Raw genomic sequence first — 23,434 nt, forward strand, 5'->3', positions numbered from 1 at the left:
TCAGCCGGTCCACTTCCACTGCGCGGGGTGGAAGTTGGCGAGCGAGTCCTGGGAGAACCCGCCCAGTCCCTTCTTCATCACGGAGATCTGGTAGTCCGGCTCCGGCAGCCAGATCACCGGCAGGTCCTGGGCGAGGGCGGCGCTGTAGTCCTGCACCGCCCGGGTCGAACTCGACGTCGTGGACGCGGTGATGAGCCGGTCGACGTCCGGGTTGGAGTAACTGCCGAAGTTCGAGCCCGCCTTGGTCTGGAAGAGCGAGTCACCGGTCGGGAAGGCCGGGAAGTACCAGCTGCCCGCCGTGCCGAAGAAGGACAGCTGCCACTTGCAGATCGACTGGCCGGCGGTGCACTGCGGGGTCTGCGAGAGCACCGAGTTGACCGGCGCGGTCCTGATGGAGAACTTGATGCCGGTCTTGGCGAGCGAGGACTGGATCGCGCTCATCATGTTGTCGGTGACGGTGGATCCGGACTGCGACAGCACCGTCATCTCGAACTTGGTGCCCTGGGCGATGCCCGCACCGCACCTGCCCGGGTCGGTGCAGGTCATCACCCCGCCCTGCTCGGTCCAGCCGTGGCTGGTGAGCAGGGACTTGGCGGCACTCGTCGAGAACGGGTACGGATTGTCCTTCTGCGTCGGCGAGACGAAGTCGGAGGCCTGCCCCTGCGGCACCGGACCGTAGCCGGGCACCGCCGTGCCGTTGAGGACGACCTTCGCCAGGCTCGTCTGGTCGATCGACCGCTGGACCGCCTGCCGGGCGTAGAGCTGCTTGAACACGGCACCCATGGCGGGGTTGTTGAAGTTGTACGGCATATAGGTGATGGCCCAGCCCGACCACGGCTTCACCTCGTAGCCCCGCGCGGTGAAGCTCGCCTCCTGGTCGAGGTCGGTCGGCTCGATGTAGCCGTAGTCGACGCTCCCGGAGCGCAGGGCGTTCTTCTCGGCGTCCGCCGTGGTGAAGGGAAGCAGGTTCACCGTGGGGATGCCGGGCTTCTCCCCGCCGTCGTACTTCTTGTTGGCGGTGAGCACGACCCTGCCGGCCGTCGAGAAGGACTTCACGGCGTAGGGGCCGCTGATGGTCTTCCACAGCGGGTTGGACGCGTAACCGCCGATGTTCTTGGCCGCGTCGTTGAGGTAGGTCCAGGTCCGCTTCGGGTCGCCCTTGTCCCAGGCGTGCTCGGGGAGCGGGTTGATGGAGCTCAGTTCGTTCGCCAGCATCCACTGCGGGTTGTAGGCCCGGTCGAAGGCGATGGTGAAGTGGCGGTCGTCCTGGATGGTGAAGGAGGTCCAGTTGTCAGGCGCCTTGCCCGGGTTGTAGCCCGCCCACTGCGTCTTGTTCGCCTTGATGAGGTCGAACCAGAACCGCACGTCCTTGGCGGTGACGGGCTTGCCGTCGCTCCAGTGCCGGTCGCCCAGGGTGATCTTCACGCTCTTGTTGTCGGCGGCGAAGTCGGCGGCCGTGGCGATCGAACCGGCCTTGTTCCAGGCTATCTTGCCGCTCGAGCCGTCGTAGGCCACCAGCGGCTCCCACAACGCGTTGGCGATGGAGATGTTGTTGGTGTTGAGGTGCGCCGCCGTGCCGATCGGCAGGATCCAGTTCGGCGTGAAGTTCGCCGGCAGCGCGTAGTCGATGGAGTCCTTGGCCGCGGACGACGTGCCGCTCGATCCGGAGCAGCCCGCGAGCAGCAGCGTGCCCACGGAGAGGGTGACACCGGCCAGGAGTCTCGTGCGGGCAGGGGACATGGCTCTCCTCGGAACAAGGGTGGGCTCGGCGGGGTGAGGGACAGTCAACGACCCGTGTGGTCGAAGAAACAGACGCACCGCCGTAAAAAGCCTGTTACTGCTGTTCTGAAAAAAGCGCGCAGGTGGTTTCCGGGGCATACGCTCGTCGCCCCGAACGCCGTCGACGGAAGTTACTTCGTCCATGACCGAAAAAAGTCCACCGCGCCGCAAACACCTCGTCGGCGTCACCTCGCTCGCCGAGCGCGTCCTCGAACTCCTCGCCTCCGGCCAGGCCACGACCCGTACGGAACTGGCCGGACTGCTGGGCGCCGCGCCTTCGACGATCTCCTTCACGGTCGGTCAGCTCATGGACCACGGGCTGGTCGCGGAGGAGGGCACGGTGTCGTCCGCGGGCGGCCGGCCGCGCAAGGTGCTGCGGCTGGGCGGCAGCGACGGGTTCGCCGTGGCGGCCGAACTCGGCGGCAAGCACGCGCACGTGGGCGTGGTGCTGCCCGGGGGCGGGCTCACCGACGTCTCCACCGTGCCGTTCCCGACCGCCGACGGTCCCGAGGCGGCCCTGCCCGGACTGGTGGAGACGCTCTCCTCGCTCGCTGAACGGCACGGCCGGGGTCTGCTGCGGGGCGTGGGCCTGTGCCTGCCCGGCCCGGTCGACGTGGAGCCAGGACTGGTGACGCTGCCGGCGAGGATGCCGGGCTGGAACCGTTTCCCGGTACGGGACTGGCTGGAGGAGCGGTTCGCGGTGCCGGTCGCCATCGAGAACGACGCCAACTGCATGGCCGTGGGCGAGCACAGCGTACGGCCCTCCTCTCACCGTCAGTCGATCATGGTCAAGGCGGGCTCCGGGATCGGCGCCGGTGTCATCGCCGACGGCCGTCTCTACCGCGGCGGCACCGGCGGCGCCGGCGAGATCACCCATGTCCGGGTCGAGGCCGCCCACGACATCCCCTGCTCCTGCGGGAACACCGGGTGCCTGGAGACGGTGGCCTCCGGCGCGGCCCTGGTGCGCATCCTGCGCGAGCGCGGACGCGAGGTGACGTCCACCGAGGACGTCGTACGCCTCGCCTCCGACGCCGACCCGGAGGCCACCCGCGCCGTCCGGCTGGCCGGCCGCTACCTGGGTCAGGTCCTCGCCGCCAACGTCAACTTCTTCAACCCCGACGCCGTGTACCTGGGCGGCATCCTCTCCACGCTGGAGCCGTTCGTCGCCGCCGTCCGCAGCCAGCTCTACGAGGGCTGCCATCCGCTGGTCACCGAACACCTGGTGATCGAACGGGCCGTCCTCGGCGCCGACGCAGGTCTGGCCGGCGCGGGCCAGATGGCCCTGCAGCGGGCCCTGGCGCACGCGCTGCACACGGCGACCGGCAACCACCGCCCCTGACCCTCCGGAGGATTCCATGCCGGCATCCCGTCCCGTGATCGCCGTCGCCGGCCTCGGCATCGAGTCGTCGACCTTCTCCCCGGCCCGCACCGAGGCCCCCGCCTTCCACCCGCAGCGCGGGGACGAGGTCCTGGCTCGCTACCCCTTCCTCGCTCCCGGCGGCGAGTTGCGCGAAGTCGCCGACTGGAGAGGCGCGTTGGTCGGCAAGGCATTGCCGGGCGGCACGGTGACCGCGGCGGCGTACGCGGAACTCTCCGCCGAACTCCTCGACCGTCTGCGCCGGTCGGGCCCCGTCGACGGCCTGTGGTTCGACATCCACGGTGCCATGACGGTCGAGGGCCTGGACGACGCCGAGGTCGACCTCCTCACCCGCGTCCGCGAGGTGACCGGCCCGGACGTCCTGGTGTCCACCTCCATGGACCTGCACGGCAACGTCTCCCGTGACCTCGTCCACCTCAGCGACCTGATCACCTGCTACCGCATGGCCCCGCACGAGGACGCCATGGAGACGAAGGAACGGGCCGCCCGCAACCTCGTCGACCTCCTCACGAGCGGCGCGCACCGGCCGGTGAAGGCCTGGATCCCGGTGCCGGTGCTGCTGGCCGGCGAGCAGACCTCCACCCGCATCGAGCCCGCGCGGAGCGTGTACGCGGCCGTCGAGGACGTGGAGGCGGCCGACGGGGTCACGGACGCGGCGATCTGGGTCGGTTACGCCTGGGCCGACGAGCCGCGCAACCGGGCTGCGGTCGTGGTCACCGGCCCCGACCGCACCGCCGTGGCCGCGGGCGCGGAACGACTCGCCCACGGTTTCTGGGCGGCCCGGCGCGACTTCGCCTTCGTCGCCCCGACGGGCACCCTGGACGACTGTCTCGACACCGCCCTGGCCGCCGAAGCACGCCCGTACTTCATCAGCGACACCGGCGACAACCCGACGGCGGGCGGCGCGGGCGACGTCACCTGGGGCCTCCAACAGGTCCTCGCGCGCCCGGAGTTCAAGGACCCCGACGGCCCGACTGTCCTCTACGCCTCCCTGCCGGGCCCGTCGGCCGTCGACACCGCCGTCGAGGCCGGTGTCGGCGCCACGGTCACCGTCACCGCGGGCGCCGAGGTCGACGACCGCCACGCCGGCCCGCTCACCTTGACCGGCACGGTCCACGCGATCCGGCACGGCGACCGGGACGCCGGGACCGAAGTGGTGCTGCGGGTGGGGAGCGTGCACGTGATCCTCACCCGGCTCAGAAAGCCGTACCACCACGAACACGACTTCACCGACCTGGACCTGGCCCCCCGCGAGGCGGATCTCGTGATCGTCAAGATCGGCTATCTGGAGCCGGAGCTCTTCGCCATGGCGGCCGACTGGAGGATGGCCCTGACCCCGGGCGGAGTCGACCAGGACCTGGAGCGGCTCGGCCACCACCGCATCCGGCGGCCGATGTTCCCCTTCGACCGGGACATGCCGGACCCGGACCTGACGGCGCGGATCGTCGCGCCGTCGAACGAGCCCCTGACCGGCCCCGACGAGTGAACCGGCCCCGGGAAGACCGTCAGTTGACCGCCGCGGCGATCAACTCGTCCAGCAGCGCGATGAGTACGTCCCGGCACGAGCCGCGTTCCCGCGCGTCGCACAGCAGGACCTGGACGTGCTCGGGGAGGGCCAGGGCCTCACGGATCTCCTCGGGCGGGTAGGGGTGTTCGCCGTGGAAGCCGTTGACGCCCACGACGAAGGGGATGCCGCGGCGTTCGAAGAAGTCGATCGCGGCGAAGCTGGTCTCGGGACGGCGGACGTCGATGAGCACGACCGCGCCCAGCGCGCCGATCGCGAGGTCGTTCCACATGAACCAGAAGCGCTGCTGGCCCGGGGTGCCGAAGAGATACAGGACGAGGTCGTCGCCGATGGTGATGCGGCCGAAGTCCAGGGCCACGGTGGTGGCCTGCTTCTCCTCGATGCCCTCCAGGTCGTCGACGCCGAGGCCGGCGGAGGTCAGCCGTTCCTCGGTGCGCAGCGGTGCGATCTCGCTGACCGACCCGACCATGGTGGTCTTGCCCACGCCGAAACCGCCGGCGATCAGGATCTTGACCGTGTCGGGTGCCGACCGGGTGATGGTGTCAGAGTCGGCCAAGGCCGTCCCTCACTTTCTGCAACAGGTCCAGGTCCGGGGTCCGGGTCACCGGATGGGGCGGACGGAACGTGATCCGGCCCGACTCCAGGAGATCGCAGAGCATGATCACGATCACGCTCACCGGGAGGTCGAGCCGGGCGGCGAGTTCCGCGACGGCGATCGGCTCGGCGCAGTGGCGCAGGATGCGCTGCTGCTCCGGCTGAGGTCGGGTGGCCCAGGTCGGCGGCGGGTCCACCGCGGTAACCGTCGTGATGAGCGTGAAGTCGGCGCGGCTCGGCCGGGTGCGTCCGCCCGTCAGCGCGAACGGCCGTACCAGGCGGCCTGCCGTGTCGCCTCCGCCCACCTCACGCGCCGGAATCGACGGTGGGGCCGATGCCGGCCCGTGGGGCGGCGCTGAGATGCTCACCGATCTTCTTGACGAGCATGTTCATCTGGTACGCCACGACGCCGACGTCGGCGCCCTGGCTGGTGAGGACGACGAGATGGGCGCCGGGCCCGGCCGAGGTGAGGATCAGATAGCTGTGGGCCATCTCGATCAGCGCCTGCCGCACCGGCCCGCCGCGGAAGTCCATGCTGACGCCCTTGCTGAGGCTCATCAGCCCGGAGGCGGTGGCCGCGAGCCGTTCGGCGTCGTCCCGCAGGAACCCGGTGGACTTGCTGACGACCAGGCCGTCCTCGGAGAGCACCACGGCGTGGTTCACCTCGGCGACCCGGTCCACAAGGCCGGTCAGCAGCTGATCGAGCGCGGTATGGGTGGCTGGGATGGGGCGTGTCATGACGTGTCCTTCGTCAGCGGTCGGCGGGGGTGCCTGCGGCGGATGTACCGGGGGCGGGGCTGGATGCGTCCGTGTCGTCCGTTACGGCGGCCTCCTCCTGGTCGTACTGCGTCTCGGCGCCCTCGTCACGTGCCCGGAGCGTTCCCCGCTGGAATCCCCCGAGCGAGGAAGCGGCCTGCTCGGGGGTGAACTCCTCGAACGGGCCCTGCTGTTCACCGCGCGGTCCGTCATCGAGGAGCTCGGCGACCAGACTGGTCTGCGGGACCCGCCGGGGGAGCGGGGCGAGCCCGGGGCGACGGGCGTGTCTGCCGGGCTGCCCGGCGCGGTCGCCGGTGCCCGCCTCGCGCTCGGCCTCACCGCCGCGCGCGGCGGCCGCGGCATGCCGGGCGTCCGACACCCACCGCTCCTCACCCGGATACCGGGCCCGTCCCGGCCGCCCGGGGGCGGGTACGGCCTCCTCGGGGCGTCCGGCACCGGGTACGGCCTCCTCGGGCCGTCCGGCACCGGGTACGGCCTCCTCGGGCCGTCCGCCCGTGGGTACGGCCTCCTCGGCGCGCCAGTCAGCGGCTACGGCATCCCCCGCGCCCCCGGCCTCTGCGACGCCCCCGGTCCCGTAGGCGCCGGTGTCCGCCGGTCCTGCGGTGCCATAGGGGCCGCCCGCGGGTCCGGTGCCGTGGAGGCCGGTGTCCGCCGTGCCCGCGGTTCCGTAGGCGCCTGCCGTTTCCGCGGCCCCCGTCCCGGTCGCGCGGGCGTGTTCCGTGCCGTTGAGGAGGCCGGTCTGCGGGCGGGGGCCGGGGCCGGTGCCGTTCTGCGCGTACTCGTCGCCCCCGGTCCGCGCGGCCGACGTCCCCACGGCGCTCTCGTGCCACTCAGGCGCGTCCGGCCCGGTGACGCCGTCCCAGGCCTGTCCGGCGGCCCGGGCCGGCTCCGGCACCTCGCGCACCACGATGTCGTGCGGCAGCAGGACGATCGCCGTGGTGCCGCCGTACGGCGACGGGCGCAGGGTGACCGCGATGCCGTGCCGGGTGGCCAGACGGGCGATCACGAACATGCCGAGGCGCAGGTCGTCGGCGAGGGCGACCACGTCGAACTTCGGCTCCACCGCCAACTGGGCGTTGAAGGAGGCGTAGTCCTCCTCCGCCATCCCGAGCCCACGGTCCTCCACCTCGACGACCAGGCCCTTGGCGACCAGCGCGGCCCGGACACTGACCGGCGACGGAGCGGGCGAGTACGCGGTGGCGTTGTCGATCAGCTCGGCCAGCAGATGGATCACGTCGGCCACGGCCGGCGGAGCCAGGTACACGTCCTCGTCGGTGTGCACCTCCACCCGCTGGTACTCGGCGACCTCCCCGACCGCGCTGCGCAGGATGTCGATCAGCGCGACCGGCTCCCGCCAGCTGCGCCGGGGCTGCTCCCCGCTGATGATGACCAGGTTCTCCTCGTACCGCCGCAACTGGCTGGCCGTGGAGTCCAGTTCGTACAGGCCCTTGAGGACGTCCGGGTCGGTGTGCTCGCGCTCCAGCGTGTCCAGCTTGGTCAGCTGCAGGTTCACCAGGTTCTGCGACTGCCGCGCGATACCGAGGATCACCTTCTGGAAACCCCGCCGGATGTCGGCGAGTTCGACCGCCGTGTGGACGGCCGTCCGCTGCGCCTTGTTGAACGCCCGCGCCACCTGGCCCAGTTCGTCACCGCCGTAGTCGAGCGGAGGGGTCGCCAGGTCCGCGTCCACCGTCTCGCCCCGGTCCAGCCGCGCCACCACGTCCGGCAGCCGCTCCTCCGCCAGGCTCAGCGTGGCCTCCCGAAGACCCCGCAGCCGGCGCGACAGCGAGCGGGTGATCCGCCAGGACATGCCCACGCACAGCAGCAGCGCCACCAGCCCGCCCGCACTCAGCGACGCGGCCGTCACCAGCAGGCTGTGCGCCTTGTCCCCGCTGCGGTCCAGCAGCGCGGACGTCTGGACCCGGATCATCCGGCCGTACTCGTCGCCGACCTTCGCGAAGGCCACCGCCCACTGGTCCCGCGCGGCGGGCAGGACCACCCTGCCGTCCGCGCCCGGCCGGGCCGCGAGCACCTTGTCCTCGATGCTCTGGACGCCCTGCCACTCGGGGCTCTGCAGGATCCGCTCGGTCTGCGTCTTGGCGCTGCCCTGCAGCGAGGGCACGATCTGGTCCTGGACCAGCCAGCGCCTCGTGTCGACCAACTGCGTCAACGTCATCCACGACTTGTCGGTCAGCCGGCCGGACGGCCAGGCCTGGGTGAGCTGGGCGTCCTCCTGTGCGACCAGCTCCGCCGCGTGCTCCAGGGCGACCAGCGGACCGGCCTGCGAGGTCAGGTCGCCGTCGTCGACCTGGGACAGCTCCTGGAAGGCGTGGATCTGGTCGTCGATGATCGAGCTGTACTGGTCCAGCGCCTGCGCCGCGGTGATGTCGGTCGGGTCGTCCACCTGACCCCGGTAGTACTCGAGGCTGCCCACCGAGCCGAGGACCGAGTACAGCCGGTCCGAGATGCGCGCCGGGGCCATCTTGATCGCGTCCGACTGGCCGACCAGCTGGGCGACCGCCTTGTCCGTCACCTTGCGCTGCGCCTCCAGCGCGGCCCGCGAGCCGCGCGGGTCGCCGGCCAGCCAGGCCGCCGACAGACTGCGCTCCCGCTGCAGGGCGAGGGTCGCCTCGGTGCCCATCGCGCCGGTCGACCGGCTCAACTGCGTCTGCGAGCGCAGCCGCAGCCCCTCCGTGAACATCTGCGTCGTCGTCACGCCCCACATCGCGGCGAGGGTGACGCTGGGCACCAGGGCCAGCAGGATCAGCGACAGACGTATGGAGCCGAGACGGCGGGGCCGGGCACCTGTCCGTGGAGACATGGTCGTCCTAGGCAGTCAGCGGAGCGGAGCGGAGAGTGACGGGGGTGGCCGTGAGCAGGGCGAGAAGGGGTGCACAGGATGCTAACCGCACAAGTGACCGCACGTGCCACGGGTCTCCGAAATATTTCGCGACATCGGCGTACGAAATGTCGCGCGCGGGCGGCTCAGCGGGTCCCGCCGTCGGCGAACCGGGCGACGGAGGCGACGTTGGCCTTTGTCACGAACGCCGGGCCGGTGAGCACCGGCGAGACACCGCCGCCGCTGATGTTGCCGTTGGTCCGGTACAGCCACAGCCCGTCCACGGCGAGGTAGCCCTGCAGATACGGCTGTTGATCAACCGCGAACTGCACGTCCCCGCTCTGCACGGCCTTGACCAGGTCCTTGTTGAGATCGAAGGTCGCGACCCCGGCCCGGCTGCCGGCCGCCTGCACCGCCTTGACGGCCAGCAGCGCGAACTGGGCGCCGTTGGTGACCACTTCGTCGATGCTCGGGTCCTGCCGCAGCTTGGCGGTCATCGCGGCGGAGGTGGCGGTCGGGTCGGTGCCCTCCACGTAGAGGTTCTCGGTCTGGCCGCCGAAGGTCTTCTTCACCCCGGCACAGCGGGCCTCCAGGCCCACGTTGCCGCGCTCGTGGATGACGCACAGCGCGTGCTTGGCGTCGAGGCCGTTGAGTTTGTCGCCGACGGCCCGCCCGGCGACGCTCTCGTCCTGGCCGAAGAACTCCAGGAGCCCGTCCGGCCGCCAGGAGTCGGTCCCCGAGTTGAGGCCGACGACGGGTATGTCCGCCGACTTGGCCTGGGCGATCGGCCCCCGCATCGCCTGCGGTTTGGCCAGGGTCACGGCGATACCGTCGACCTTCTCCCGGATGGCGTCGCGCACCAGTTCGGCCTGCCCCGACCCGTCCGGGTCGCTGGTGTACGTCAGATCGACGTCGTCCTTCGCGGCCGCCTCCGCGGCGCCCTTCTTCACCAGGTCCCAGAAGGCGTCGCCCTTCGCGCCGTGCGTGACCATGGCGATCCTGATACGGCCGCCGCTGCCGGCCTTGCCCGCGGAGCCGGCGTCGGACTCCGACTGACCGCCGAAGGCGGAGCACCCCGTCACGAGAAGCCCGAGGGCCACCGCGAGGGCGGCGACACGCACGGATCTCTGGGAGGCGGGAGGCGGGGGAGGAGTGTTCATGAGGGTGCGGCACCTCGCTGTGCGGCCGAACTGGAGAAACGGCGAGAGGAGCCCCCGGACACCGTCCGGCGTGCCGTGCGCCATCCGGGTGACTCTCGTTGGCCGGAGCCAATCGCGTGTGACCTCCGGTAGTCAAGTGAGCAGCCACTTTCAGTGAGTTGCTGCTGCCGCATCGTGATGAGATGCGTGGCGTCTACAGCTTGCGGCCCACCGCCCCGTACATGGCGATGTCCTCGTCGCGGACCGCGTCCGCGGCCGTGCCGTCGGGGTGCCACTTGTGGACCTGGACGATGCCCGGCTCGACGAGGTCGAGGCCCGTGAAGAACTCCCCGGCCTCGGCGAGGGTGCGCAGCCGCATCGGCATGTCGCGGGCCGCGTACTCCCGGGCGACGCGGCCGACCTCCTGGGGCGCGAAGTCGGCCGTGCCGATGGACATCGCCAGGTGGCTGCCCGCCGGAAGCGGTTCCATGAGGCGGCGGACGATGCCGACGGCGTCGTGCTCGTCGAGCAGGAAGTGGACGATCGCGATGACGGTCAGGGCGACCGGCTCGGACAGGTCCAGGGTCTCGCGGAACGCGGGCGCGTCCAGGATGGCCGCCGGGTCGCGCATGTCCGCCTCGACGTACGCCGTACGGCCCTCGGGCGTGCTGCTGAGCAGTTCCTCGGACAGGGCGAGGACGAGCGGGTCGTTGTCGACGTACACCACTCTCGACGCCGGGGCCGCGGACTGGGCGATCTCGTGGATGTTGGGTGAGGTGGGGATGCCGGAACCGATGTCGAGGAACTGCCGTACCCCCGCCTCCCGGGCCAGCCAGTGCACCGCACGGTTCATCCAGTCCCGGTTGGCCCGCATGTGGACGGGCAGGGCGGGCCACTCCCGGCACATGGCGTCGCCCGCCTCCCGGTCGGCCGGGTAGTGGTCCTTGCCGCCGAGGATGTAGTCGTAGATCCGCGCCGCGTGGGCCGTCCCGGTGTCGATGTCTCTCTCCATGCACCTCCCATCCCACCGTCAACTCCGCACTAACCGGGGAACGTTGGCCGGATGGCGGACGGGTGCCGGTTTCCTCGGCGCGCGAGCGGACACGACTCGGGGCCCCGCGCCCGCCGCCGTCTACGACGGTCGTGGCACGGGGTCCTGTCGCTCCGCGGTCCTACAGCTGTACGGCCTGCGCCGAGGACTTCGCTTCCTCCCTGCGCTTTCGCCGGCTGACCCGCGGCTCCTGGTCCGGCAGCCAGCCGAAGGCCATGCAGCTGCCGACGGCGCCGAGGGCGAGGCCGATGAAGAAGCCGCCCAGGTTGGAGGTGAGCCAGGTGCCCAGGGAGGACAGGATTCCGATGATCGAGTAGAACAGCCGCTGCCCCGGGCTGAGGATGGTCAGCAGCCCGCACAGCAGCATCACGGTCGGCAGCAGATACCCGGCCAGGCCCTGCATGCCGATGTGCATGATGACCTTCAACGAGGCCTTCTCGGTGAAGAGGATCTCCGCTCCGCCGAGCGCGAGCAGCAGCCCGCCCCAGAACGGCCGACGGGCCCGCCATCCGTCGAAGGCGGGCCGCCACTCCTGACGTGGAGTGTCCTCGGACATCAGCAACCCGAGTCGCTGAAGCTGAGCTTGAGACCGGGCAGCTTGAACACACCCGCGGTGGTCGCGTAGTTCGTCTGCCGCAGGTTGTCGATGTGCACGGTGTCGGACTGCTGGCTGAAGACGCCCGCAGGGCCCTTCACACCGGCCTTGGACAGCGTGCTCGCGTCGTTGCCGATCTCGATGTTGTTGAACGAGGCGTCACCGGTCAGCTGGGTCGAGTCCGTCGTCAGATTGGTCGCCTGCACCTTGGACGAGCCGCTGCCCGCCTTGATGAGCAGGTTGGTGCCACCGAGGTCGACGCTCTGGCACAGGCTGTCCAGCGTCGCGCTCTTGATGGCGGAGGTGACGACCAGCACCTGACCGCCGGTGTCACCGGCGTTCGGGCTGTTGTCGATCATGCTGTCGAGCGCGCCGAACTGCTCGAAGCCGGTGCCGTCGAGCGACTTGGCGGTGACCGTGAAGGGCATGCCGGAGATCGAGAAGGACACGCCCAGAGCACCCTGGGCGGTGAGGATCGCGAGGCCGGCGAGGGCTCCGACGGCGGGGACCGCCATCACCGCGGCGCGGCGCAGCCGGACCCGCCCGCGTCTTGCGGGGTCGGGCGAGGAACCGCTTTCCGGGTTCCCTGGTGTGAGGTCGGCGGACGAGGCCATTTCTGCTCCCATGTGCATAGTCAGTGCGGGTTGGGCATCAGCGGCGCGTTGTCCTGGCGCGGACAGCGGCTGCGAGCGCACGCCTCCTCCCAACTCCCGGACGGATGGAAGGGCTTTCTCGTACTCCGCAGTAGCCAACCCGGAAGTTACCCGTGGTTACTTTGGGGGGTCAAGGTGGTTGTGAAAAAAGGATGTTGATTGTGTATCGCCTGTGCCCCGCTGCTGGCAGTGGCTTTACCCGGGCACCGCGGCTCCTCGGTGCGATTCCTTGAATGATCGTCAACTCGCCTGCCACCGCTTGACGTTGACTGATCCTCAGGTCTACAACTTCCTCTGGCTTCCCCCGGATCCGTGGCGCCGGATCCCAGCCACGCGGCACCGTCCGCGTTTCCCGGACCTCAGTTGTCCATCACGGGCGCAGCGCCGCCCGGCACAAACCCTCCACGGCCCGGCACGGGCACTTCCCCCCTGCTCCGCGCCGGGCCGAATCTTCCGTCCGGCCCGGCCGCCGGCCCTCCCCACGGGTCTTCGGCCGGTCGCCGGCCGGTCGTCCTTGCCGGTCCGTGACGTACGGAGAAGGCGTCACGGACCGGCAACGACGAATGCCGGCACGCGCCTTCGTCTCCAGCCACCCCCCACGTCCCACATCACCCCCAACCCCCACTTTTCGAAAGAGGCACTCGCATGCGCACTCGCACCCTGCTCACCCTCGTCGGCACCGTCGCCGCCCTCTCCATCCCGGCCGCCATGCCGGCGTCCGCGGCCGACACCCCGGTGCTGACCACCGGCTCCACCGGCGGCACCGCCGTCGCGGTCGGCGACGTCCTCTCCGCGCCGCTCGCCAGCGGCACCGCCGCCACGCTGTACTCCAGCGCGACCGGCACCAGCGGTGTCTCCTGCACGTCCTCGACGTTCACCGCCACGGTCACGGACAACCCCAGCGCCCCCGGCACGGCCACCGAGTCCGTCGGCGCACAGACCTTCGACAGCAGCAGCTGCACCAGCAACGTCCTCGGCGTGACCGGCGTCACCAGCATCACGGTCGACAACCTGCCGTACACCACCACCGTGGCCTCCGACGGCACGCTCACCGTGACCCCGGCGAGCGGCTCCACCATCCAGACCACGGTCAAGCTGAAGACCCTGCTGGGCTCCATCTCCTGCGTCTACCAGGCCCCCAGCCTGAGCGGCACCACCAGCAACACCGACGCCAGCATCAACTTCACCAACCAGCAGTTCACCAAGGTGTCCGGCTCGTCGCTCTGCTTCAGCAGCGGCTACTTCACCGCCAAGTACGCCCCGGTGACGGACAACGGCGCGACGGTCTACGTCAACTGACCCTCGCAGTCCGCTAGTTCAGCGTCGACGCAGACGCAGGGCCAGGGCGGCGCCCCCGGTGAGCACCAGCACCGCGGCGGCGCCGCCCGCCATCATGGGCGCGGACGGACCCGAGTCGGCGGTCTCGGTGGCGGCGACGGGCGTGCTGTCGGGCTGCGACGGCGCCGCGCTTGCATCCCCGGCCGTCGTCGTCCGCTGCGCGGGACTCGCCGGCGTACGCGGCTTCTCGGCCGTCGGCGCGGGCGTCGCGCTCGCGGTCCGGCCGCCGCCGCTCGACGCGGGCGCCGAAGCCGAGGCCGTCGAACCGCCGCCGCTCGCCCCCGGGAACACCACGTCCGAGCAGGAGTAGTACGTATCGGGCGTGCTGCTGGTCTGCCAGATCGTGAAGAGGACCTGACGTCCGGTGCGGTTCGCCGGGAGCTTCGCCGTGAAGTGGTAGGCGCCGCCGGTCAGGGCCGGGTCCTTGACCGAGGCGAACGGCTGGGCCGGCAGGTCGGACCAGGTCAGTGGCTTCGTCGGGTCGTACCCCGGCTTGGTGAGATAGAGCCGGAAGGTGCCCGCGTGCGGGATCGGTGCGGCGTACGTCATGCTCAGCGTCGCGCCCGGCTTCAGGCTCGTCGACGGCCAGTCGGAGCGAGCGAGGTCGAGGCCCTTGAACTCCGCAAGGCCGCCGCTGCACAGCTTTCCGTCCGGGATGGTCTGCCGGTCGCGGCCGTTCACGTCCGAGACCCGTACGTCGTCCCAGAAGGTGAACGGGGCGCCGTTGGCCGCCACCGCGGCCTTGCAGGCCGCCGTCCTGACGTTCGCCCCGCCGTCCGGGGAGCAGGCGTAGCCCCGGCTGACCGGATCAGTCGGCGCGCCGTGCGCCTGCGCCGGGCCTGCCGCCCACAGCGGCAGCAGGAACGGGGTCACGACGGCGGCCGCCAGGGCGGTGCGGTATGCGGTCATCCGGACCATCCGGTACGCCTCCTCGGCCGACACGGGAACGGGCTGCTCCCGTGGAGTACGGGAAACCGGCGCGAGGCGTTCACGGTGCCCGAGTGAACGCCGTCCGCGGTCCACGCGTACAAGGCACGGCACGCCGTACATGGGGAGGCGGGCCCTCGACGGGCGGGCCGGTGCGAATGGGGCCGGCCCGCCCGCCCTCCGGGGCTCGGTGGTATGTGACATAGCACTGAGAGGGTTCAGTGCTATGTCACATACCACCGCCTCAGGAGGCGTGCGAGGCGAGCGACGCCATTACCCGTGGCCCCCGGTCCGGCGCCGTGTCGATGCGGGGAAGCAGGCCCGGTACCGCGACGCTGGGCAGTACGTGGGCCCACAGGACCGAGATCCGCTGCGCGAGGTCGCCCCGGCCGGTCAGCGCCCGGGACAGCAACTGGATCCCCGCGAAGGCGCCGACCACCAGCTCGGCCGTGTCCCCGGGTTCCACCGACGGCAGCAACTCCCCCTGCGAGCGGGCCTGTTGCAGCAGACACACCAGTCGGTCGGTCCACTGCCGGAACGGCCCGCTGTGCTCGACCCCGGGCACGCTGCGGTCCACGGCGAGTCGGACGCCGCCCTTCAGCAGCGCGTCGTCGAGAAGGTGCTGACCGAAGACGAAGGTGACGTCGACGATCTCCTGCAGCTTGCACGGCTGCGGCGGAACGGCACCGACGGGCAGCGGCTCGTCCAGCACGGCCCGGGCCAGCGACTCCTTGGAGGGGAAGTGGAAGTACAGGGCGCCCTTGGTCACTTCGGCCCGTGCCAGCACCATCGCGATGGTCGTGGACGTGTAGCCGTGCTCGTCGAAGACCGCGCCCGCGGCCTCGAGGATCGTCCGGCGGGTCCGGACGGCGCGCTCCTGTCTCGCCATAAGTGCCCCTCTGCTGAGCCGAGTTGGCAGTCACCCTCGTCTCATTGGCAAACCAACGTCTCATTGGCAAACCAACCGGTCGCCTCGTACTGTAGGCCCTGCGTCCGCGGCGGGGGGATCGAGGAGGGACATGCCTCAACCGACCCTGACGGTCGTCGTCGACCGGCGTCCCGTACGCGGCGGTGACACGTGTCCCGGCAGGTCCCGGTGGTCTGTCCGTACTGCGCGTGCTGTTTTCCTCGGCGATGCCCGGCTTGCGCCCAACTCCCGCCCGGGCAGGGCTGGTCGACGCTCTCGGGGTGTGCTGTCGGCGCCGTCGTACGGTGAGATATCGTGTACGGGGAGTGAGAAACATACTGCACGACCCGTTTTCCCAGTCCCAGGAGTGTTCAGCCGATGGCGAGGCAGTTACGCGCCGAACAGACCCGCGCGACGATCATCACGGCCGCAGCAGAACTGTTCGACCGCCACGGCTATGAATCGACCAGCCTGAGCGACATCGTGGAGCACGCCCAAGTCACCAAGGGCGCCCTGTACTTCCACTTCGCGGCCAAGGAGGATCTGGCCCACGCCATCATGGAGCTCCAGTCCCGGGCCTCGCGCGAGGTCGCGGGAGAACTGGAGGGCCGGGGCTACTCCTCCCTCGAGACCCTGATCCGCATCACCTTCCGCATCTCCCGCATGTCCGTCGAGGGACCCATCCAGCGGGCCGGACTCCGCCTCGCCACCGGCGCCATAGAGGTGCGCCCGCCGCTGACCCACCCCTTCACCGAGTGGCGCGAGCTCGCCTCCCGCAAGCTGCACGGCGCGGTCAGGGAGTCCGACATCCACCCGGACATCGATATCGAGGCCACCGCCCACGCCCTGGTCAGCTGGTTCGTCGGAACCCGCGTCGTCGGCCGCCACCTGGAACCGGTCGCCCGCCAGCCGCGCCGCGTCGCCGAGATGTGGCACGTCATGATCCGCGGCCTGGTCCCGGTCACCCGCCGCGCCCGCTATCTGAACCTCACCGCACGCCTGGAGCGGGAGATCAGGACCGCCTGACCCGCGCGGTACGGTGAGGCGCATGCCCGACACCCCGTCCGCGCCGCCCGTGATCCTCGGCAACGAGCCGGGTACCTTCCCGTACGGCGTCCTCGCCGAGCGGCACCCCGCGATCATCCGGCAGGTCCGGGACGCCTTCCCGTACGGCCCCGCCCGGCACCGCGCCCTCGACGCCCTGCTGGAAAGCTGCACCAAGGGCGTCGTCGAACCGCTCCCGCCCGACGCCCACGACCGTGACCGCTGGAGGCGGTGGGGCCTCGACGAGTACGTCGGTCATTCCTGGTACGACCTCCCCTGGCTCTGGTCCGAGAGCTACTTCTACCGCCAACTCCTCGACGCGGTCGACTACTTCACCGAAGGCCCCTGGCAGGGCATCGACCCCTTCCGCCCCTCCAAACTGGCCGAGCTGGACGCCCCGGAGACGGCGGAGGAACTGACCGCACTCGACCGCCTCGCCGACCTGCCGCCCGCCGAACAGGCACAGGCCCTACTGCACGGCTCCCTCTGGGGCAACCGCGCCGACCTCGGCTTCCGCCTCTCCGACGCGAGCGCCGGCGCCAAGGAGGCCGCGCCCGGCCTGGTCGCCGACGACAGTGACCTGCTCTGGTCCCTGCTCCCGCCCTCCGGCGCCGCCACCCTGTCCCTGATCGCCGACAACGCGGGCCGCGAACTCATCCCCGACCTGCTCCTCATCGCCCACCTCCTCCGTAGCGGCCAGGTACGGCGGGCGTTCCTGCACGTCAAGCCGTACCCGTACTACGTCTCCGACGCGACGACCGCCGACGTGCTCGACGCGCTCCGGCGACTGAACGGGGCGGAGGGCGCGGCGGCCGCGTACGGCAGGGTGCTGTGGGCGGCGATGACGGACGGGCGCCTCGTCCTGCGCGCCCACCCCTTCGCCGCCGCCCCGCTGCCCTTCGCCGACCTGCCCGCCGACCTCCGCGACGACCTCGCCCCGAGCGCCCTGACGATCGTCAAGGGCGACCTCAACTACCGTCGCCTGGTGGGCGACCGCCGCTGGCCGCCCACCACCCCGTTCGCCGGTGTCACCGCTCACTTCCCCACCCCCGTGGCGGCCCTGCGCACCCTGAAGTCCGACGTGATCACCGGTCTGGCCGCGGAGACGGAGTCCGCCCTGGTGGCGGCGGAGGGGCAGCGATGGCGGACCGGCGGGACCCACGCGCTGATCCAGGTGCGGACCTGATCCGCCTCAACACACCTGCGTGGGCAGCGACTTGATGCCGTTGATGAAGTTCGACACCAGTCGCCGGGCCGGTCCGGCCGGGCGCAGGACCGGCAGGGCGTGCAGCGCCTCGGCGTAGAGGACCCGCAGTTGCAGCCGGGCGAAGTGGGCGCCCAGACAGACGTGGGGGCCGTCGCCGAAGGACACGTGCGGGTTCGGGGTGCGGGCGAGATCGAGACGGTCGGGGTCGGCGAAGACCCGCTCGTCGTGGTTGGCGGAGGCGTGGAAGACGACCACCTTGTCACCCGCGCGGATGCGGCGGCCGGCGAGGGTCGTGTCCTGAGCGGCGGTCGGCGGAAGGTGAGCACGGGCGGATGCCGGCGCAGCAACTCCTCCACGGCGACCGGCAGTTCCGCCTTTCCGGCACGGAGTCGCTCGTACGCCACCGGGTGCTCGGCCAGGGTCAGCAGGCCGCCCGGGGCCGCGCTGCGTACGGTGTCGTTGCCCGCGACCGTGAGCAGGAAGAAGAACATCTCCAGTTCCGCGTCGGCGAGTTCGGGCTCGTGGGCGAGTGTCGTCATCACGTCGTCGGCGGGATGGTGGCGTTTGTGGGCGGCCAGCCGCTGGGCGTAGGCGAACATGTCGGCCAGGGCGGCGGGGGAGCGGGGGTTGACCGGCTTGCCCGCCGCGTCGAGCGTGGCTGGACCGGCCTCGTCCGGGTCCTGGTAGCCGATGACCCGCCGGGTCCAGTGCAGCAGCAGATCGCGGTCGGAGTCCGGGACGCCGAGCAGGTCGGACAGGTTGAGCAGCGCGTAGTCGTCGGTGACTGCGCCGACGAGATCCACGGTGCCGTCCGTCGTCCGCGCCGTCCGCAGGGCCTCGTCGAGCAGGGTGCGGGCCCGCTCCCGGGCGACGGCGGTGAACCGGTCGACACGGCCCGGGGTGAACGCACGGCTGACCAGACGCCGCAACCGGCCGTGCTCCGGCGGATCCTGATTGAGCATCATGCGCCGAATGAAGGGCAGGTCGGCGGGATCGGGGTCGCGGATCTGCGTGGCGCCGAGACGGGAGGAGTACGTCCCCGAGTCCTTCAGTACACGGACGACGTCCGCGTGCCGGGTCACCGCCCAGAACCCGGGACCGGCCGGCCAGCCCAGCACCTCCGGCTCCTCCTGCCAGGCCACGGGGTGATGGTCGCGCAGGACGCGGTAGGCGTCGTACGGCACCCCGGTGGCATAGCGCCGCGGATCGAAGACGTCCGGGACGGGCGGGGCCTCGCGCATGGTCATGCGACCAAGGTGACCGCACGGCCGGTGGCCGGGCAAGGGAACGCGCGCGGCGCACGCGTTGTTGCGTCTGTCGCCGGGCCGCTCACCGGCTCGGGTGTCCGCGTCGCCGTACGAGGGGAGAGCGAACGACATGCTGCGCATCGGGGTGGCACCGCACCGTCTGTGGCCCGCGCGGGAGGAGGAGGTCGACGGCGTGCTGGAGACCTCCCGCACCGCCGAGCGGCTGGGCTTCGACCACGTCTTCGTCAGCGGCCACGCACTCGCCGGCGAGACCGGCGTGACGCCCGACCCGCTGGTGACCCTGGCCGCCGTGGCCGGGGCGACCACCCGCGTCGGCCTGGTGACCAGCGTGCTCGTGCTGCCGCTGTACGACCCGGTCCTCCTCGCCCACCAGGCGGCCACCCTCGACCGGCTCTCCGGGGGCCGCTTCACCCTGGGTGTCGGCACCGGCTGGGACCAGCGGGAGTTCGAGGCCGTCGGCGTGCCCTTCGCCGGGCGAGGCCGACGGGCGGACGAACAGCTGGCCGCCGTACGGCAGTTGTGGCGCGACGAAGCGGAGGTGCGGCTCGGTGTGCGGCCGCGCACCGAGTCGGGGCCGGCCGTGTGGGTGGGCGGGCAGAGTGACGCGGCGCTGCGCCGGGCACTGCGGTACGGCGCCGCCTGGCACGGCGCCGGGCTCGACGCGGCCGGGCTGCGGGCGGTGCGCGAGCGGCTCGAAGCGCTCGGGGACGCGGCGGGCCGGGATCCGCGGACGCTGGGGCTGACCGCGGGCCTCTCGCTCGTGCCGCCGGGGTTCACGGCTGCCGTACAGGCACCGGGGCGCCTGCTGGGCGGCCCTGACGCGAGCGCGGAGAGCGTGCGGGACGAGCTCGGCGCGCTGGCCGAGGCGGGGCTCTCCGTCTGCTCGCTGTGGCTGCCTGTCGCCACCGAGGCGCTGTCCGACGCGCTCGGGTGGGTGGCCGAGGAGGTCGTTTCGCATTTCTCCAAAGAGTGACGCTTCGACGCCTTCCCATGTGGTGATCATGACAATTCCTTGATAGTCATGCCCGCATGGCGTTACGTCGATTGCGGCCGGGAATCGGAAAGCCGGCGGTCGTCCTGGCCGCCCTGACACTGCTCCTCGCCGGCTGCGGCGACAAAGGGGGCTCCACGACGACGGGCGGGGGCCGCACGAAGATCACCGTGGCCGCCCTGCCCCTGACGGACACGGCGGCGGTCTATCTCGCCCGCGACCGCGGACTGTTCGAGAAGGCGGGGCTGGACGTCACCGTCCAGCCCGTCCAGCAGAGCATCCAGGCGCTGCCCGCCCTGGCCAACGGACAGGTCGACGTGATCGCCGGAGCGAACTACGTGACCTTCCTGCAGGCCGAGGAGAAGGGCACGCTCGACGTGCGCGTCCTCGCCGAGGGGGTGCGGACCGCGCCGCACATGATGGACGTCCTGGTGCCGAAGGACTCCGGCATCAAGACCCTCGCCGGTCTCGCGGGCCGCACGGTCGCCGTCAACATCCTCAACAACATCCAGTCGCTCACCCTCAACGCGATCCTCGACCAGCGGGGCGTCGGGCGGCCGGTGTACCGGCAGATCGCCTTCCCGCAGATGGGGCCCGCGCTGCAGCGGGGACAGGTGGACGCCGTACACGCCGTGGAGCCCTTCGACAGCGCGATCCAGGGGCAGTTGAAGGCACGGGTGCTGCTCGACGGGGCGTCGGCGCCCGTCGGGTCGCTGCCCATCAGCGGGTACGTCACGACACGGAGGTTCGCCGACGGTCACCCACGGGCGGCCGCCGCGTTCCGGCGTGCCGTCGAGGCCGCCTCGAAGATCGCCGCGTCCGACCCCTCGGCCGTACGGGCCGAACTCCCCAAGTACACCAAGGTGACCGCGGACCAGGCCACGTCGATCGGCCTGCCGACGTACGCGACCGCCACGGACCTCGCACAGCTGCGGCGGCTGACCGAACTCATGCGGAAACAGGACCTGTTGAAGAAGGCGATCGATCCGGGGACGTTGCTGGTCAAGTGAGGCGGGGGCGGCGGAACGTGAAGCGACGTCAGGAACTGGTGCTGGGTGGCCTGGGTGTGCTGCTGGCGTTCGGCGCCTGCGAGGCGGTGGGCCGCGCGGGGATCGTCCGGCGCGACTATCTGCCCCCGGCCTCCGAAGTCCTGGCCCGTGCGGTGGAGTTGGCGGGCGACAGCGCCTTCCTCGCCGGGATCGGCGCGACGCTGCGGGCGTGGGCGCTGGGGCTCGGCCTGGCGATCGTGCTGGCGGTGCCGCTCGGCCTGCTGTTCGGCAGCGTGCCGATCGTCGACTCGGCGGTTCGGGTGATCGTCGAGTTCCTGCGGCCGTTGCCCTCCGTGGCGTTGATCCCTCTGGTGTCCCTGCTTCTCGGTACGGGCACGGAGACCAAGGTGGCGCTGATCGTTTACGCGTCGGTGTGGCCGATCCTCTTCAACACGATCTACGGCCTCGGCGAGACCGACCCGCTGGCCAAGGACACCTTGCGCGTCTTCGGCTTCGGCCGCCTCTCCGTCCTCCTGCGCGCCGAACTCCCCGCCACGGCGCCGTTCATCGCGGCCGGCGTCCGTATCTCGGCGGCGATCGCGCTGATCCTCGCCGTCGCCACCGAGATCCTCTCCGGCTTCGGTGAGGGCCTCGGCATCTTCATGGCCCAGGCCTCCCTCGCCACGGACGGCACCCGCGACGTCCTCGCGGGCGTGCTCTGGGCGGGCGCCATCGGCCTGACGATCAACAGCGTCCTGGTCCGGGCGGAACGGCGGTTGTTCCCGTGGACACCGGATCGGAGGGCGGCTGCGTGAGCGGAGGGCGGGGGACGGTCGGCCACCCCCACCCCGCCGCACGCCCCGCCTTCTCCTGGCGGCACGCCGTGCTGCGGCTGGTGGTGCTGCTCGTCGTCCTCGGCGCCTGGCAGTGGGGCGCTCTGGCCGGTGGGAGTGTGTACTTTCCGCCGCCGAGCCGTATCGCCCTCCGTGCGCAGGAGTTGTGGTTCTCGGGGCCCACCCGACACGCGTTCCTCAGTGCGGCCGGGACCGGGGACGTGCTGCCGAGTCTCGGGCGGATGGCGGCCGGGTTCGGGATCGCGGCCGTCGGCGGGATCGCGGCCGGCGTACTGGTGGGCCGCTCGGCACGGGCGTACGCGCTGTGCAACCCGGTGCTCCAGTTCGCCCGCGCCGTGCCGCCCCCGGCGCTCGTGCCCGTCTTCGTCGTCGTGTTCGCCTTCGGTACGCCGATGCAGATCGCCTCGATCGCGTTCAGCGCGGTGTGGCCCGTCGTCATCAACACCGCCGAGGGCGTCCGCGCCACCGACCCCCTGCGCCTCGACGTCGCCGCCGTCCTGCGCCTGAACCCCTTCGAACGGCTCCGCTACCTGCTCCTGCCCTCCGCACTGCCCCACATCTTCGCCGGGCTGCGCCTGAGCCTGTCCCTCTCCCTCATCCTCATGGTGTTCTCGGAACTCCTCCCCGGCACCGCCAACGGCATCGGCTTCACCCTCACCGACGCCCAGTCCCGCTCCGACCTGCTCACCGTGTGGGCGGCGCTCCTCCTCCTCGGCGTCCTCGGCCACCTCCTCAACACCGCCCTCCTGGCCGTCGAACGACGGATGACCGGGAGAAGGAGACCCTCGTGACCCTCCGCCTCGACGCCCTCGGCCAGCGCTACGGCGACCACCCCGTCCTGCACGACATCACCCTCACCGTCCCCGACGGTCAACTGCTGTGCGTCGTGGGCCCGTCGGGCTGCGGCAAGTCCACACTGCTGCGCACCGTCGCCGGCCTCCAGCCGGCCCGCGAGGGCACCATCACCCTGGACGACGTGCCCGTCAGCGGCGTACCCGACCATCTCGCCGTCGTCTTCCAGGACTACGGCCGCTCGCTCTTCCCCTGGCTCACGGTCCGCGACAACGTGGCGCTCCCGCTGCGCCGCCGCGGCCTCGCCCGGGCCGCGCGGCGGGCCGAGGCCGACCGCATCCTGGAGCGCGTCGGCCTGGACGGCGCCGCCCGCCGCCACCCCTGGCAGCTCTCCGGCGGCATGCAGCAACGCGTCGCCATCGCCCGCGCCCTGGTCTGCCGTCCCTCGCTGCTGCTGATGGACGAGCCCTTCGGCTCCCTGGACGCCCAGACCCGGGAGGACCTGGAGGACCTCCTCCTCGAGGTGCACCGCACCGACGCCACCACCATCGTGTTCGTCACCCACGACATCGACGAGAGCGTCTACGTCGGCGACCGCGTCGTCGTCCTCTCGCCGGGCCCCGCCTCCCGCGTCGTCCTCGACCTCCCCGTCGAACTCCCCGGCAAACGCGACCAGATCGGCACCCGCGGCCTGCCGGAGTTCGTCGCGCTGCGGGCGGAGGTGGGGCGGGCCGTGCGGGGAGCATGAGCCCCTGCCCGGTTCCCGGATTCCCCGTCGGTTCACGCG

The 23,434-nt window shown here is 71.3% G+C and carries 21 protein-coding genes and 1 pseudogene; 10 read left to right on the top strand and 12 right to left on the bottom strand.

The window, feature by feature from the left end:
- Positions 1–1,740 carry a peptide ABC transporter substrate-binding protein gene (locus ABZZ74_RS05325; RefSeq protein WP_356761980.1) on the bottom strand — a complete coding sequence of 580 codons (1,740 nt, stop codon included), beginning with the start codon at positions 1,738–1,740 and terminating at the stop codon, positions 1–3.
- Between the two features lie 181 nt (positions 1,741–1,921).
- On the opposite strand from ABZZ74_RS05325, the gene ABZZ74_RS05330 reads away from it, so the two are divergent.
- Together ABZZ74_RS05330 and ABZZ74_RS05335 are read left to right on the top strand one after the other, a co-directional pair.
- On the top strand, positions 1,922–3,118 hold the full coding sequence (locus tag ABZZ74_RS05330) for an ROK family protein (RefSeq protein WP_356761981.1): 1,197 nt from the start codon (positions 1,922–1,924) through the stop codon (positions 3,116–3,118).
- Between the two features lie 16 nt (positions 3,119–3,134).
- Complete coding sequence (locus ABZZ74_RS05335) at positions 3,135–4,643, top strand: M81 family metallopeptidase (RefSeq protein WP_356761982.1); 1,509 nt, start codon at positions 3,135–3,137, stop codon at positions 4,641–4,643.
- Positions 4,644–4,662: 19 nt separating this feature from the next.
- Here ABZZ74_RS05335 and ABZZ74_RS05340 read toward each other — a convergent pair whose 3' ends face one another.
- The 8 genes from ABZZ74_RS05340 to ABZZ74_RS05375 all read right to left on the bottom strand — a co-directional run bounded on the left by ABZZ74_RS05340 (position 4,663) and on the right by ABZZ74_RS05375 (position 12,291).
- Positions 4,663–5,238, bottom strand: a complete 576-nt coding sequence (locus ABZZ74_RS05340) for an ATP/GTP-binding protein (protein WP_356761983.1) — start codon at positions 5,236–5,238, stop codon at positions 4,663–4,665.
- A complete protein-coding gene (locus ABZZ74_RS05345; RefSeq protein WP_133041599.1) occupies positions 5,225–5,581 on the bottom strand; it encodes a DUF742 domain-containing protein in 357 nt (118 codons plus the stop codon). The genes ABZZ74_RS05340 and ABZZ74_RS05345 overlap by 14 nt, the downstream gene beginning before the upstream one ends.
- Position 5,582: 1 nt before the next feature.
- A complete protein-coding gene (locus tag ABZZ74_RS05350) occupies positions 5,583–6,014 on the bottom strand; it encodes a roadblock/LC7 domain-containing protein (RefSeq protein ID WP_133041600.1) in 432 nt (143 codons plus the stop codon).
- A gap of 13 nt (positions 6,015–6,027) precedes the next feature.
- A complete protein-coding gene (locus ABZZ74_RS05355) occupies positions 6,028–8,874 on the bottom strand; it encodes a nitrate- and nitrite sensing domain-containing protein (RefSeq protein ID WP_356761984.1) in 2,847 nt (948 codons plus the stop codon).
- Positions 8,875–9,038: 164 nt separating this feature from the next.
- Positions 9,039–10,052: a substrate-binding domain-containing protein gene (locus ABZZ74_RS05360; RefSeq protein ID WP_356761985.1), complete on the bottom strand. Its 1,014-nt coding sequence runs from the start codon at positions 10,050–10,052 to the stop codon at positions 9,039–9,041.
- Between the two features lie 193 nt (positions 10,053–10,245).
- On the bottom strand, positions 10,246–11,043 hold the full coding sequence (locus ABZZ74_RS05365) for an SAM-dependent methyltransferase (RefSeq protein ID WP_356761986.1): 798 nt from the start codon (positions 11,041–11,043) through the stop codon (positions 10,246–10,248).
- A gap of 160 nt (positions 11,044–11,203) precedes the next feature.
- Positions 11,204–11,638, bottom strand: a complete 435-nt coding sequence (locus tag ABZZ74_RS05370) for a DUF6114 domain-containing protein (RefSeq protein ID WP_356761987.1) — start codon at positions 11,636–11,638, stop codon at positions 11,204–11,206.
- Positions 11,638–12,291, bottom strand: a complete 654-nt coding sequence (locus ABZZ74_RS05375) for a DUF6230 family protein (protein ID WP_356761988.1) — start codon at positions 12,289–12,291, stop codon at positions 11,638–11,640. Before ABZZ74_RS05375 ends, ABZZ74_RS05370 begins: the two co-directional genes overlap by 1 nt.
- Positions 12,292–12,975: 684 nt before the next feature.
- Between ABZZ74_RS05375 and ABZZ74_RS05380 the strand changes: the two genes are divergently transcribed.
- The gene (locus tag ABZZ74_RS05380; RefSeq protein ID WP_356761989.1) at positions 12,976–13,629 is read left to right on the top strand and encodes a Tat pathway signal sequence domain protein; all 654 of its coding nucleotides are present in this window, start codon (positions 12,976–12,978) and stop codon (positions 13,627–13,629) included.
- Positions 13,630–13,647: 18 nt separating this feature from the next.
- Here the strand turns inward: ABZZ74_RS05380 and ABZZ74_RS05385 are convergent, their stop codons facing one another.
- Both ABZZ74_RS05385 and ABZZ74_RS05390 read right to left on the bottom strand, forming a co-directional pair.
- Positions 13,648–14,586, bottom strand: a complete 939-nt coding sequence (locus ABZZ74_RS05385; RefSeq protein ID WP_356762063.1) for a lytic polysaccharide monooxygenase — start codon at positions 14,584–14,586, stop codon at positions 13,648–13,650.
- A gap of 253 nt (positions 14,587–14,839) precedes the next feature.
- The gene (locus ABZZ74_RS05390) at positions 14,840–15,484 is read right to left on the bottom strand and encodes a ScbR family autoregulator-binding transcription factor (RefSeq protein WP_356761990.1); all 645 of its coding nucleotides are present in this window, start codon (positions 15,482–15,484) and stop codon (positions 14,840–14,842) included.
- Between the two features lie 396 nt (positions 15,485–15,880).
- Between ABZZ74_RS05390 and ABZZ74_RS05395 the strand changes: the two genes are divergently transcribed.
- Together ABZZ74_RS05395 and ABZZ74_RS05400 are read left to right on the top strand one after the other, a co-directional pair.
- A complete protein-coding gene (locus ABZZ74_RS05395) occupies positions 15,881–16,528 on the top strand; it encodes a ScbR family autoregulator-binding transcription factor (RefSeq protein ID WP_356761991.1) in 648 nt (215 codons plus the stop codon).
- Between the two features lie 22 nt (positions 16,529–16,550).
- A complete protein-coding gene (locus ABZZ74_RS05400) occupies positions 16,551–17,732 on the top strand; it encodes a damage-control phosphatase ARMT1 family protein (RefSeq protein WP_356761992.1) in 1,182 nt (393 codons plus the stop codon).
- A 6-nt stretch (positions 17,733–17,738) separates the two neighbouring features.
- Here the strand turns inward: ABZZ74_RS05400 and ABZZ74_RS05405 are convergent.
- Positions 17,739–19,000 (bottom strand): annotated as a pseudogene (locus ABZZ74_RS05405) (cytochrome P450).
- A gap of 130 nt (positions 19,001–19,130) precedes the next feature.
- Here ABZZ74_RS05405 and ABZZ74_RS05410 point away from each other — a divergent pair.
- From ABZZ74_RS05410 to ABZZ74_RS05430, 5 genes are read left to right on the top strand one after another with little or no spacing between them, the layout of a single operon-like run.
- Complete coding sequence (locus ABZZ74_RS05410; protein ID WP_356761993.1) at positions 19,131–19,994, top strand: TIGR03619 family F420-dependent LLM class oxidoreductase; 864 nt, start codon at positions 19,131–19,133, stop codon at positions 19,992–19,994.
- Between the two features lie 56 nt (positions 19,995–20,050).
- Complete coding sequence (locus tag ABZZ74_RS05415) at positions 20,051–21,022, top strand: ABC transporter substrate-binding protein (protein WP_356761994.1); 972 nt, start codon at positions 20,051–20,053, stop codon at positions 21,020–21,022.
- A gap of 17 nt (positions 21,023–21,039) precedes the next feature.
- Entirely contained in the window at positions 21,040–21,816 is a 777-nt protein-coding gene (locus ABZZ74_RS05420; RefSeq protein WP_356761995.1) for an ABC transporter permease subunit, read from the top strand.
- The gene (locus ABZZ74_RS05425; RefSeq protein ID WP_356761996.1) at positions 21,786–22,646 is read left to right on the top strand and encodes an ABC transporter permease subunit; all 861 of its coding nucleotides are present in this window, start codon (positions 21,786–21,788) and stop codon (positions 22,644–22,646) included. The genes ABZZ74_RS05420 and ABZZ74_RS05425 overlap by 31 nt, the downstream gene beginning before the upstream one ends.
- Complete coding sequence (locus tag ABZZ74_RS05430; RefSeq protein WP_356761997.1) at positions 22,643–23,395, top strand: ABC transporter ATP-binding protein; 753 nt, start codon at positions 22,643–22,645, stop codon at positions 23,393–23,395. The genes ABZZ74_RS05425 and ABZZ74_RS05430 overlap by 4 nt, the downstream gene beginning before the upstream one ends.
- Positions 23,396–23,434 lie beyond the last annotated feature (39 nt).

Source organism: Streptomyces sp. NPDC006476 (assembly GCF_040612015.1).
Classification (GTDB): Bacteria; Actinomycetota; Actinomycetes; order Streptomycetales; family Streptomycetaceae; genus Streptomyces; species Streptomyces griseorubiginosus_B.